A 13,724-nucleotide genomic window follows, 5' to 3' on the forward strand; every position below is an offset into this window, starting at 1 on the left:
GAAATTATTTTCACCATAACAGCAGTCAATGTCACAACATTTTGGGTAAAAATGTTGAAAGGCTGTTACAGCAGGTACTTGGGCGATGCTAGCCAAAACATTTGACTACGACCCACAGGTGAACCTATTTCTGGTAGCTTTATCCCGATCATACCTGCTTTTTTCAAGACTAAACTGTGTTTGACTTCCCCCCAAAGCATAATTTCTGCCCAATTGCTTAAACAAGGCTCATGGCCTACTAAGGCAATTTGGCTATTTTGGGCATAATTTTTTGGTTCTAACCACTCATTTAGCCAGCCTTCCATATTACCATTAGGGGCAACATAAATAGATTCCTCTAGTTGGGTACTTAGTCCAGCGGTTATGAGAATTTCTGCTGTCTGGTACGCTCTTACTAAGGGACTGGTGAGAATCACGTCAAACTGCAAACCCATCTGTTTAATTCTTTGGGCTACTTTCTCGGTTTTTTGTCTTCCTGCTTTAGTCAGCCTTCGCTCTTCATCTTGAATGTCTGGTTGCTTCTCTTGAGCGATACCATGACGAATTAAGTATATTTCCATGTTATTATCACTACTATTATAATAAGAGCCTGAATAAATCTATCCGTAGGGCTTTGGCATTACTCCTCGCAATGACAGCAGTCGCAGCCAATCCCTATACTATATTTTCCTAGGTTTTTTTCGTAAATATTACTTATGGATAGTGTATGAATTATAATTTCACACTGATTTAATGGGGTCGTCTTGAGGATTAACTAACTTGAGTAGTTTTTGCTTGATTTGAGAATCATATACTTCCCATTTCATTTTGGCATAGGTGGAATTTTCGTTACTACCAGACAGAAAACCCATGGGAATTTCAAAACCGCCTGCTCCTGTACGTCCGCCACCAAAAAATCGTCCTGTGCTATCTTGTCCAAAGGCTTCCTTGATAAATTCATCAGGGTCAAGGGTGAGTTTAGCAGTTCTGAGGGAACCAATAACTACTTCTACCTCGTTTTCGTCGTGAACAATACCGTAAACTACTGCGGTATGAACGTTTTCCTCAGTCACCAGAAAATCAGCGGCTTGGGGAATCGCATCCCGGTCTTCGTAGCGAAGATAACCAACCCCAGCAATGGAAAAGTTATTCTGAACAATGCGGTTTTTCAGCGATCGCTCAATCACATCCATTACCCGCTTAGAACGATTTGCCTGTAAAATAGCATTCAGCAATTGAGCATCATAAAACCGACTCAGATATGCTGCTGCCATGAAATCTTCTTCTTGGGCCTGCATCAGCCGATTAGTATCCGACCGTAAACCATGCATCAATGCTGTAGCACATTTAACGTGTTGGCTGATGCTGCTATCTAAAGAGAGTAAACCGGATTGCAGATACTGAGTAAAAATTGTCGATGTTGCTCGCACATTAGGACGAATATCAACAAACTCTGACTTGTGTTCCGCCTGTAAGGTGTGATGGTCAATGACTGCTATTACGGGAATTTCCGCCTGTTGTACGGCGGTCATCAGTTGACTTGTAGTTCCCTGATTATCAATCAAAATACAACCCTGATAAGATGACAAGTCTTTGCTTTTGAGGACTTGTGATGTCCACCTTTGGGCAGGTAATCCAGTTAGTTTAACTAAGGCAATATTTTCTTGATGACTCAGCGTACCAGCATAAATGATTTCACATTTTATATCATACTGCTGAACAATTAACTGGTAAGTCCAAGCACAAGAGAGAGCATCAGGGTCGGGGAAATCCTGTAGAATTACCAGATGACGCTCATGTCGGTGTGCAAAGAGGATCTTTTGCAACTCTTCAGATTTCTGAAAAGCCAAGGAATTTCCCCTTTGACCTAAATATCTATCTTGTTTTCCTTCGTCATGGGATGATGCCAAGGATGGCTTGGTGTGTGAAACTTCAAATGGTTCTTTACCTCTATGAGTAGCATCCTCTAGGCTAGGTTCTGTGGTCAATAAAAAACTTTCTGATTGCTGCGCGGCAGAATTTAATTGCATAGGGGACATTTTGATAAGTGCGAGCCTCCATTGACTTGTAAAGAAATAATACAATCAACACTCAACTGATTTCGAGACACATTCTAATATTCGCAAAAATATAGCTTGGTTGACATACTTATCTGGATGTATTTTCTGTGAATCAAATTAGTCAATAATCTGCCAAAATCACCCAAGTTCCCCCTGGTTATTTTTGATAATTTTCAATAATAGTTTCAACTAAACTTTTTATGTGATTTCAACTAATATAAGTATTTTGCATATTTTTATACTGTGGGGCGAGATTTCCACCTGACTCAGTTATTTTACAATATTCTGAGGTACTATAGACACCCTAATCTATAGTTGATTAGACACTCCGCCCAGTGAAGTGAAGGGGATTCTTGCTTTATCTGTCGTTCTTAGAGACTAAATACTAGCACCAAGCCTCCGGGTGTGGATAGCTCCACAAGCTGACAACGACTGTGCTAAGGGGTCTGAGGGGAGATTTAACGAAACTCCTGCTGAGACTCCCATATTTGTACAAGATTTATGATTTTTGCTACCAGGGTTCTGGCTGTTGGATCTCTCCACTTGACTTAGTACGGCCGGGTATGGGTATACCACGCAAGCTATGACAAATATGATTCATTCTTAACGGGCATATTAGTAAACCGGCTCCTAGGGTTTTTATATGTGCGCTTTACCGCTATGAAAATACTTTAGCATTTTCATACCCAATAAATTTGGGAATGCGCCTATCTCCCCCGATTAGAAACCGGTCGCTCAATAGAACATTATATTTGCCATCATGTTCTATTAGATGTCGCCAAACATCCTCTCGTATGGGGACAGAAGACCTCCCTCTGATGCCGCAGGATAATTTTACACCCGCAACAGGTGATAATTCCTTTAGGTGTTACGAATCATTACCGGATCGTCAAAGACCAATCACATATTTTTGCCACTCATTATGCAGTCCGCTGTTGAGGTGTTTAGTGACCTCAAAATAAAGGCTACTATAGGGCTGGCGTGGGGGATGACGCAAAGGCATATGGGCTTCGTAGGGTGTACGGTTACCTTTTTTGACGTTGCAACGGACACAAGCAGTAACAATATTTTCCCAGGTATCACCTCCGCCGCGCGATCGCGGTATGACATGATCTAGTGTCAAATCATCGCCGACATAGCCGCAGTATTGACAAGAGTGGCTGTCACGGTGCAAAATATTTCGACGAGTGAGAGGAATTTCCTTGTAGGGCACGCGCACATAATGACGCAGCCTAATTACGGTGGGCAACGGAAAATCTGTATACAGAAATTTACCGTTATGCTCAACGCGTTCTGCCTTGCCTTTAATTAACAGAATCACAGCGCGACGCCAGCTCGTGATATTGAGCGGTTCGTAAGAGGCGTTTAGGACTAAAACCTTCCCCATTGGTTAACGCTCGAGGTATTAGTTTCATGTATATTAACACAAATATACTCTTATTGGGAGATGAGAATAATTTATACGTTCATAACTGCTGGCTGTAAATGAGGTAGAGTTAATTCATGAAATACCCACGGCAATCAAAGAGATATTGGCGGGTTGACTTGAGATGCAATATGGGTTATCATGAATACGATGAGGAAGAACTATTCTTAAATAAATTAAATAAATTGCTGTTGATAACCTGATAATAACTCCCGGAACAAGGGTGAAGTTTACTGATTCAATTGATATAGCCTTAAGGGTGGCAAACCAGAATAATCAGATAACTTGGCCAGTGTGCAGTGCTGTGATAGGAGTTAAGTGCAATGTTAAGTCGCAGAGAAACGCCTAGTTTTGCGGATAGTCAGGAGCGTGATACATATGCTTGGTTCTCGCAAAGGGCTTGGGTGGAAATTGATTTAGGGGCGTTATCCCACAATGTGGGGCAGTTAGTAAACTTTATATTGCCACGTACCCAGTTGATGGCTGTGGTCAAGGCTGATGCTTATGGACATGGAGCGGTCACAGTGGCTCAAACAGCACTGCAATCAGGAGCCAGTTGGTTGGGAGTCGCTACAGTTCCAGAAGGTATTCAACTCAGGGAAGGTGGCATAAAAGCGCCGATTTTGATTTTGGGCGCAGCCCACACACCAGAGCAAATTCGGGCCATCGCCCACTGGAAACTACAGCCAACTCTGTGCAGTCCCAAACACGCTCTGATTTTTTCCAATATCTTAGAAACCATTAATGATACTTCTCCTTTACCCGTACACATTAAGTTAGATACGGGAATGTCTCGGTTGGGAACTGACTGGAAAGAATCCCTTGAGTTTGTGCAGTTAGTACAGAATTTACCTCATCTTGAGATTGCCAGCATTTATTCCCACTTGGCAACGGCAGATCATGCTGACACTACCTTCATGGAAGAGCAGCATAGACGATTTGAGCAGGCGATCGCCCAAATCAAAAAAATGGGAATCAATCCACATTGCTTGCATTTAGCTAACTCAGCCGCCACGCTAACCAATCCTGCCCTACATTACGACATTGTCCGCGCCGGTTTAGCCATCTACGGACTTTATCCAGCTCCTCATTTAAAAAATACGATTAACCTCCAGCCTGTTCTGCAACTGAAGGCGCGAGTTACTCAGGTCAAAACAATTAGCGCCGGTACTGGGGTTAGTTATGGTCAACACTTTATCGCTCCCCACGAACTCCGGTTGGCCGTGGTTGGTATTGGTTACGCTGATGGAGTCCCCCGTAATCTTTCCCAAAAAATCCAGGTTTTAATTCGCGGCCAGCGCGTGCCACAAATCGGGGTGATTACAATGGATCAGTTGATGCTTGATGTCAGCACCATCCCAGACTTACAAGCCGGGGAAATAGTAACCCTACTCGGCGAACAAGGAGGAGAAACCATTTCAGCTAACGATTGGGCGGAAAAATTAAACACTATTTCTTGGGAAATTCTTTGCGGCTTTAAGCATCGCTTGCCTCGTGTGGCGGTCATGTAGGAAAATTGGGCATGAGGAAAATATTTTTTTTATTTCCTCTGTCCATAAGAGATTTTTTGTGCTACGATGAAAGTCTGATGCGGATGTGGCGGAATTGGCAGACGCGCTAGATTTAGGTTCTAGTTCCGAGAGGAGTGAAGGTTCAAGTCCTTTCATCCGCATTTTCAATGCAGTAATTAAACTCCAGCCATCAATATCTGAGGGTAAGGTCACTAAGTTGATTTCTGGCATTGCCAACATAGTTCTAATTGCCCCTTGCTCCTAAGAGAAACACCATCTATTCTTTGTTTCTCCTAGGTGGCTTGGGCGGCAGCTAACCTGAGTAACTGATAATTTCACTCAGTAGCGCCTATTTTTCATGGGTTGGAAACAGGGGATAGTTTCCCGCCTAGAGCCGTGTGTGATGAAAATGTGCCCTGTTTGACAGTAATTATGCCAGTTAAAAATATTATTTTACCTTGTTTATACTGAAATATAATAGCAGCTTTGATCATGTTATTATGCTGCTATTATATTTAGCTCTTGAAAACCAAAATTAACAATATGGATACCAGCGCAGCTTGAGAAAAATGTGCCAATATGACAACTGATGATCCAGTGGACATTGCATCCAATGGCATTCATCTTACATATTACTCCCAAGGGCATCATACATATAGTTCGATTCAGACAAAGGTGAGGAAATAAAAGTAACATGAACATGACTTCTGTAACTAGCCACCGGGTACCCCAAAAACTACATCCCTTATCTCTGTTAGCACAACTCACAGGCCGCCATACTACTGGTAACTTACGCGTATATACTCAAATGGCTTCTTGGTTAATTAATATAGAGGAGGGTAAACTCACTTACGCATCTTATTCAGACAGACTATTTGAGCGTCTGGATCATCACCTATACCGCTTAAGTCAGAGAGTTCCCACTCTAGACAGTGCCACTCGTGTACAAATCCGGCTGATGTTTGAACCCAAAAATGAAAGTCAGTCTATGCCATATGCAGATTATCAAGCAATTTGCTGGTTGGTACGTCAGGAACTTATCACCCCCAGCCAAGCAGAAACTCTGATATCTCAATTATCCCAAGAAGCCCTAGCAACATTTCTCTCCTTAAAAGCAGGAAATTATCAATTTTCCATTGAGGATGGCTGGGAAAAATTACCAAAATTCTGCCATTTAGATTTGCGGTTACTAGTTGAATACTGTCACAAGCAGTTAGGAAATCAGCTAAATATCGACTCATCAGTTAAGGCTAGTCAAGGTTCCCCGGCTTTACCTCTTAAAAAAACGCCGTCGGAATTTCTCAATAGCCCACAATTCTCTCGGGTAAACAATACTGAAACTGCTGACAACAAGAATCATGACAATTCTCAGACATTTGGGAGAGAAAAGGTATATACAGTTGTTTGTATTGATGATAGTCAAACAATATTGGATTCTATAAAACTTTTTCTGGAAGGTGATACATTTTCAGTGGTGGCAATCAATGATCCATTAAAGGCGTTAATGAAAATTATACGATCTAAACCAGACATAATTTTACTAGATGTAGAGATGCCGAATTTACAAGGTTTTGAATTGTGTTCCCTATTAAGGAGGCATTCAGATCTGAAGAACATCCCCATTGTTATGGTGACGAGTAGAAAAGGATTTATTGACAAAGCCAAGGCAAAAATGGTCAGATCATCTGGGTATTTAACTAAGCCTTTTACACAGCAAGATTTACTCAAAATGTTGTTTAAGCATCTGGAATAGTATATATACGTCCATCTGATCATACTGATCATATCAGTTTTATCTTGAGAAAATTTTAGTATGACTATTATTCTAGTGGGCAAAATACTGCTTGTAGACGATTCACCCAGCGAATTAGAACTAATGAGCCATTATCTCAAAGATAGTGGTTACAATGTCATTCATGCCACTAGTGCCAAAGAAGCGTTAGACAAAGCTGCTTCAGAACAGCTAGACGCAATTGTTACTGATGTAGTCATGCCTGGAATGAGTGGATTTGAGTTATGCCGTTCGTTGAAAAAAAATCCATCCACTCGAAAACTCCCAATAGTTATTTGCAGTTCCAAAAATCTAGAAATTGACCGATTATGGGCAATGAAACAAGGGGCTGATGCCTATGTGACTAAGCCATATACACGCGAACAGTTACTGCGTGCTATTAAATCAGTGACGATGTAATCAAATAATGAATAATTTTAACGGTATTTTTTCTGCCAAAGACAAAGAGAGCAACAAGGGTGATTTGTATCTTAAGTTTAAATTAAATCAACAAACCACTGCTCTTGTGAGCATGAATCACACTCAAGAAGCAGTTATATTACCCGTAGAATCTGTCACTGCAATGCCTAATATGCCGCCTTGTGTATTAGGCTTGATGAATTGGCGCAGTCACATAATTTGGGTAATCGACTTGCCAATAATGCTCAATTTAGAATCTATAAATATCAGGCTTCGGCAATACAATGTCATCCTAATTAATGTAAAATCTGTAGTTTTAGGTTTAGTTGTACGAGAGATAACAGGTATAAGTAACTTGAGATCTGATGACATTCAGTCTCCCTCTGGAAAAGTAGCCGCTAGTTTACAGCCTTATGTGCGAGGCATTGTTCACCAACCAGAAATGTGGCTGGTGTTGGATGCATCGAGTATTGTGGATTCCCCGATTCTTTGCAGTGATCATGTGTAAATACAGAAAAACATTTGATATTTATTTATCACCCCCATTATAGCGAATAAAACTATCTTTAACAAAACCGCTATGAGTCAAATTAGTAATCCTCAAAATCCAGCATCTTCCATTTCACCCACAGAAATTACCGATGGTCATGTAAAAGACTCAAACAGGCATCATGCAACAGTTAATCATGTTATACAGGGACATTTACAACGAGGCACTCTGTTGATGAAAAAGACGATTTTAGCCATCGCTATCACCAGTATACAAACAATAGGGATAGGTGCGATCGCTTATTTTGCTCTTCAATCGGTGCATAAAATTGATCAGGCAACCACAAAGTCAACACACAAAGTCAACAGCTTAAATTTGGTTACATATGAAGATATTCAAATGCTGACGGTATTCAGAAATACCATAGCAAATAATGACAGAATTGCCATAGTCAATGGTCAAGGTGACTTGATTCGCCAATCCCAAGACGAACAGCCGAAGCATAGTATTTCAAGACAATTGCAAGAAATCATAGGCAGCCCCATACTACTAACAGGATTGATAGTATTAATAGCAGTGGTAATGATAGTTTGGTTAGCGAGCTATACCACACGGCAAATTTTAAATGCATCTGGGGAATTATCAAAACTTGGTAAAGTTGAAATCGAAGCTCCTGGAGACAGATACAGCCAAGATGATTTACGAATCATCCACGCAAATATTCATCAACTAGCCCTACAATTAGAGGTTTTAACTAGAGAAAAGACCATTCAAAAAACCAGCAAGACTGAAGAACAAGGTGCTAACGAAACACTGCAAATACAACTTTTAGAACTAATCAATCAAGTAGAAAGTGCCGCTGGCGGTGACCTAACAGTACGTGCCGAGGTGACAACGGGAGCAATTGGCACTATCGCCGACTTTTTCAACTCTATTATCGAAAACCTCCGGGACATTGTTACTCAGGTAAAAGAAGCAGCCACCCAAGTAAATGTGTCCATTGGTACTAACGACGCAGCAATTCGCCAACTCGCAGCAGCAGCACTCACCCAATCCGCCGAAATCAGCTGCGCCCTGGATGCTGTTGACCAAATGACTGTTTCTATGAAAAGCGTAGCGGAAAACGCTCAAAAAGCTGCTGTTGTTGCCCACAATGCTGCTAAAAATGCCATCAAGAGTGGAGAAGCAATGGATTTAACAGTGCAAAATATCCTGAGTTTAAAGGAAACAGTTGGCGATACTACTAAGAAAGTTCAACGGTTAGGGGATTCTTCGCAACAAATTTCCCGCGTGGTGTCCTTAATTAACCAAATTGCCACCCAAACTAATTTACTCGCTATCAATGCAGGTATTGAAGCAGCCCGAGCGGGTGAGGAAGGACAAGGTTTTGCTGTAGTAGCCGAAGAAATAGGAGAATTAGCCATCCGTAGCGCCACAGCCACCCAAGAAATTGAGCAAATTATCGAGAATATCCAGCGGGAAACTTCCGCAGTGGTGCAGTCAATGGAAATAGGAACTTCCCAAGTAGTGGAAAGTACAAAAATGGTGGCCGCAGCCAAGGAAAATCTGGGTCAGATTTTGGATGTATCGGGGCAAATAGATGCTTTGGTACGGTCAATTTGTAATGCCACTACATCCCAGTTACAAACCTCCCAAGAGGTCAGCCAGTTAATGCAACAAGTGGCTTCTATTTCCCAACGTACCCGTGATTCTTCTGGTGTGGTTTCCCAATCTTTGCAAAAAACTGTGGAGATTTCCCAGCAATTGCAAGAGGCCGTGGCAACTTTCAAGGTGCTGTGAATTTTGTCTCGGGGAATTCCATAAATTTTTGAAAGGAACCCTGTTACCTATAGTTTTACAATACGGGTAACTGGCAAAAGAATCATGCGTGTTCAAGTTGTGGTTATACCACTCATAGGGATGTTGCAGCCGCTCAAGTAGTTCTTATTAGGGGGCTTGCAGCCCTAGGGCATACGGTGAAGATGCTTGGTGTTAGCGGATCGGCGCGTTAGCGCGGGTAAATTCATGAGAATCCCCGCAAAGCAAGAATCCCCAGGCTTCTAGCCGTGGGGAGTGTCAAAGTACCACAGTTAAACTGCTGCAAGATTCAACTATTAAGGCCAACTGGAAAGCAATCTGACTTCGTGAGTGTATTTGTGAGCAAATGTTAGCGAAAAGGTATCGGTCATGATCACAGTCATGGGAAATAAAAATATTTTTTGTTTTGATAGTAAATTTGTCACATATGAAAGCGAGATATTTTTTTTCAATCTTTTTGCTTCCAAAAGTACAGAATTGAAAACGCTCTCTTTCCCGCCGAGATGGAAGGATTTCGGAGATGAACATCAAAACTGCCTTGTGCATATTCGGGATGCTCCTTATAGATAAGAGTGGCTATATTTGTCTTCAAGATTGGAACAGAACATAAAGAATATGTCAAAGGATAAAGAACTGGAAATCCAGATGCAGTTTCTCGAAGAAGCAAGAGATTATCTTAATACCCTAGAAGCAGTGTTGCTGGAAATGGACACCAGTAAGCGCATCAACTTGGAGAGAATTAACGCTGCACTTCGAGCAGCCCATTCAATCAAAGGGGGGGCTGGAATGATGGGATATCGGACTCTTAGTGATTTAGCCCACCGTCTAGAGGATTCTTTTAAAGTCCTAAAAACCCGTAAAAATTCCCGTGATGTTGACCCTCACGCACAAAATTTACTACTCTCAGCAGTTGACTGGCTCAGGCAAATCATAGAATCCTTATCACAAGGAAATGAGATAGAACAGCAGTGGTTAGATAGTTTTTGTTATCCAGTATTTAAGGAACTGCGAGATCACCTGGGCGAACCCTCTCCTGAAGATGCTGCGACCATGTTATCACCCGAAGATGGGCAAGATATTATCCCGATGCTGTTTCAAACTGAAGTGGAAGGATGTTTGCAGCGTCTGGAGTCTGTATTGGCAGACATCTCTCAGCCTTGCTTACAAGAGGAAGTGGCTATCATGGCGGCTGAATTGGGCGGTTTGGGAGAAATGCTACAATTGCCAGCCTTTACGAGTCTTTGTGAATCGATAGCGCATCATATCAGCACTGTCACCAGAGAGCGCATTCCCGAAGTTGCCCAGTTAGCTTTGCAAGCATGGCGGCGATCGCAAGCTTTGGTATTGACAAATCAAGCGGAGATTTTACCCACTGAGATATATCTGAAGGATGTAAATATTTATATACCTGAAGAAGTACAGACAACAGCAGAAGCAATACCAACAAAAAATACAATATCTTCCTCTGAAATTACTACCGTAGCCGATAAATATATTACCCATACAGAGGATCTAAATAAAGACTGGGAACCCAGAGAAAATACTGTGCGCGTTCCTATTCAACAACTGGATCAAATTCATGATTTATTTGCGGAACTTACTGTCCAGCGTAATGGGTTAAATTTCCAACTGCAAAAACTCCGTAAACTCGTGGGAAGTTTGCATCAGCGAGTCCAAACTCTAGAGCGAGAAAACTATGAACTGCGGACAACATATGAGAAAATCGCCCATCCATCTGTGAACACAAACCCAGTGCGATCGCTCGGAGAATATCAGCTAGGATATATAAAAAAATTCCCTACATTAGAAATGGATCGCCAAGACGAGATTAACCGGCGATCGCATGAAATTATAGAAAGTATTGTGGAGCTACAAGAAGTCACAACTGATATTCAATTAAGCGTTGATGATACAGATCAAATTTCTCGCAAACTTAACCAAACATCCAAACAATTAGGGAGAAAAATTAATCATATTCGGATGCGTCCCTTCTCCGATTTAGTGGAGCGTTTTCCCAGAGCATTGCATGCTCTTAATGTCGAGTATGGTAAAAATGTCAAACTAAAAATTGAAGGTAGAGATACATTAATTGAACGTAGCATTTTAGAGGCCTTAAATGAGCCAATTATGCACTTATTAAGAAATGCCTTTGATCATGGTATCGAAGATCCGGCAACTCGTCGGGCTTTAGGTAAACCAGAACAGGGATTAATTGAAATTACAGCTAGCCATCGCAGTAATCGCATAATTGTTACCATGCGTGATGATGGTCGGGGTATTTCTTTAGAAAACCTTCGCTCTCGCGCGGTAGCAATGGGATTAGATGCTACTTTACTAGCTAATGCCAGCGACGAGGAAATATTATCGCTAATTTTTGAACCAGGCTTTACCACTTCCGACCAAGTCACCGCCTTATCTGGTCGTGGTGTTGGCATGGATATAGTACGTAATAACCTTAAATCACTGCGAGGAGAAATTAGAGTTGATACCAACCCAGGAGTAGGTACTACCTTTACTCTGACAGTACCATTGGCACTATCCGTAGCCAGAGTTCTCGTGGTAGAAAGCAATAAAATCTTATTGGCATTTCCCACAGAAATCGTTGCCGAAATATTTCTACTGCAAAAAGAGCAAGTATTCTCAATAGCAGGGAGCGCCTTTCTCAGTTGGCAAGGAAACACCCTACCATTGATTAACTTGAGTCGCTATTTTAAATTTAATTGTCCACACTACAATAACCCTGAACTGGAAACACCCCCAGTGATTAACGCTAACAGCGTCTTAATCCTCAAAGGTAGTCATCAGCCAGTAGCTATCCAAGTAGACCGTTGCTGGGGTGAGCAGGAAGTAGCTATTCGCCAAGTTGAGGGTAATATACCTTTACCAAAAGGCTTGAGTAACTGTGCAATTTTAGGTGATGGACGAGTATTAGTATTAGTTAATACCAACGATTTGCTGACATGGGTTGCCACTCACCAGGGGACTCCTAAAAACAATCAATTATCATCAGTCGGTTTAAAAACAGCCTTACCTGTCTTTAATCACCATAAACTACCAGGGAGAATTGATGATCATAAAGGCACAATTTTAATTGTCGATGATTCAATTAATGTTTGTCGCTTCTTAACCATGACTTTGCAAAAAGGAGGTTATCAAGTGGAACAAGCTCAAGATGGTCAAGATGCATTGGAAAAACTTCAAAGTGGCTTAAAAGTTGCTGCGGTGATTTGTGATATTGAAATGCCCCGTCTTGATGGTTATGCTTTCTTAGGTTACATCAAAACAGATATTGAGATGAAAAACATTCCAGTTGTGATGATTTCATCTCACGGCACCAGTCAATATCGAGAATTAGCCATGCAATTAGGCGCTGAGGCTTATTTTCGTAAACCTTATCAAGAGGAAGAATTATTAAACACCCTGGCAGAAATTATTGGGAATGTCACCGAAATGCCAATATCGCCATGATATTGTCAATTATACCCGAATTAATTGCTTAAAAACGAGCAAAATATACAGTAGTTAACAAAATCCTGATACCATATATTTTGCTCTACAGGTAAAATTATATCGCTAAAACACAGAGGATATAAGTCGCAAGTGTTACCAATGCCAACTAAGAACTAAGCCTCGACTTTTACACCTTTCCAGAAAGCGACATAGCCTTGAAAATGTTTAGCCTTCTCCTTCGTACTGGGATAGTACCATGCCGCATCTTTATTGGTTTGTCCATCAACTTCAATGGTGTAGTAGCTAGCAACACCTTTCCAAGGACAAGTAGTGTGGGTGTTACTGTCTTGGAAGTATTCCTGATTAATCGATTCAGAGGGAAAATAATGGTTACCTTCTACCAAAATTGTCTGATCGCTTTGGGCTAACACAGTACCATTCCAAATAGCTTTCGGCATAAGTGACTTGAGTAAATAGATTGTAAGCTTAACATTTTGACACTCCATCAGCTGGATCCACAGTAATTCTGCCAAATTAGACCTAATGACTTCACAATTAGACATAAAGTTCATAATTTGTGATGAAAACTAAGATGTTTTACACTTTGTTATTGGCACTGGGTGCTTACTTGATACAAAAATGTATTAATAATTACATGTATAGCAACCGCCAAGGAGGTTAGGACGCAAAAAGTAAGACATCCTCAATGGCATCTCGTAAAGAATCAAACTGCTCAAGTTTTTTGCGGATTCGACTTTTTAACCAAGACCAACATTTTTCAATCTGATTCAGGTCTGGA

Annotated in this window: 9 protein-coding genes, 1 tRNA gene and 2 pseudogenes; 7 read left to right on the plus strand and 5 right to left on the minus strand. The window is 41.2% G+C overall.

Translation table 11 applies throughout. The features are described from left to right. Positions 1-65: 65 nt before the first annotated feature. From sixA to PN457_RS07630, 3 genes are all read right to left on the minus strand, one after another. Positions 66-560, minus strand: coding sequence for a phosphohistidine phosphatase SixA (sixA, locus tag PN457_RS07620; RefSeq protein ID WP_271732405.1), 495 nt, complete (start codon positions 558-560; stop codon positions 66-68). Positions 561-719: 159 nt separating this feature from the next. Then, positions 720-2,009: a DHH family phosphoesterase gene (locus PN457_RS07625; protein WP_271732406.1), complete on the minus strand. Its 1,290-nt coding sequence runs from the start codon at positions 2,007-2,009 to the stop codon at positions 720-722. Positions 2,010-2,928: 919 nt separating this feature from the next. Next, on the minus strand, positions 2,929-3,426 hold the full coding sequence (locus tag PN457_RS07630; RefSeq protein ID WP_271732407.1) for an HNH endonuclease: 498 nt from the start codon (positions 3,424-3,426) through the stop codon (positions 2,929-2,931). A 362-nt stretch (positions 3,427-3,788) separates the two neighbouring features. On the opposite strand from PN457_RS07630, the gene alr reads away from it, so the two are divergent. From alr to PN457_RS07665, 7 genes and pseudogenes are all read left to right on the plus strand, one after another. Then, a complete protein-coding gene (alr, locus tag PN457_RS07635) occupies positions 3,789-4,976 on the plus strand; it encodes an alanine racemase (protein WP_271732408.1) in 1,188 nt (395 codons plus the stop codon). A 79-nt stretch (positions 4,977-5,055) separates the two neighbouring features. After that, positions 5,056-5,137 (plus strand) — tRNA-Leu (locus PN457_RS07640). A 533-nt stretch (positions 5,138-5,670) separates the two neighbouring features. Beyond that, complete coding sequence (locus PN457_RS07645) at positions 5,671-6,729, plus strand: response regulator (RefSeq protein WP_271732409.1); 1,059 nt, start codon at positions 5,671-5,673, stop codon at positions 6,727-6,729. Positions 6,730-6,789: 60 nt separating this feature from the next. Further along, positions 6,790-7,167, plus strand: coding sequence for a response regulator (locus PN457_RS07650; RefSeq protein ID WP_271732410.1), 378 nt, complete (start codon positions 6,790-6,792; stop codon positions 7,165-7,167). A 7-nt stretch (positions 7,168-7,174) separates the two neighbouring features. Continuing rightward, positions 7,175-7,675 (plus strand): chemotaxis protein CheW, encoded by a 501-nt coding sequence (locus PN457_RS07655; RefSeq protein ID WP_271732411.1) that lies wholly within the window; start codon positions 7,175-7,177, stop codon positions 7,673-7,675. Positions 7,676-8,203: 528 nt separating this feature from the next. After that, positions 8,204-9,457 (plus strand): annotated as a pseudogene (locus PN457_RS07660) (methyl-accepting chemotaxis protein); the annotation flags it as partial. Positions 9,458-10,090: 633 nt separating this feature from the next. Then, entirely contained in the window at positions 10,091-12,943 is a 2,853-nt protein-coding gene (locus PN457_RS07665) for a hybrid sensor histidine kinase/response regulator (protein WP_271732412.1), read from the plus strand. 155 nt (positions 12,944-13,098) lie between these two features. Here PN457_RS07665 and PN457_RS07670 read toward each other — a convergent pair whose 3' ends face one another. Together PN457_RS07670 and PN457_RS07675 are read right to left on the minus strand one after the other, a co-directional pair. Next, positions 13,099-13,383 carry a DUF427 domain-containing protein gene (locus PN457_RS07670; protein ID WP_271732419.1) on the minus strand — a complete coding sequence of 95 codons (285 nt, stop codon included), beginning with the start codon at positions 13,381-13,383 and terminating at the stop codon, positions 13,099-13,101. A gap of 220 nt (positions 13,384-13,603) precedes the next feature. Next, positions 13,604-13,724, minus strand: a pseudogene (locus PN457_RS07675) (IS630 family transposase); the annotation flags it as partial.

The organism is Anabaenopsis arnoldii (assembly GCF_028331025.1).
GTDB classification, from domain to species: domain Bacteria; phylum Cyanobacteriota; class Cyanobacteriia; order Cyanobacteriales; family Nostocaceae; genus Anabaenopsis; species Anabaenopsis arnoldii.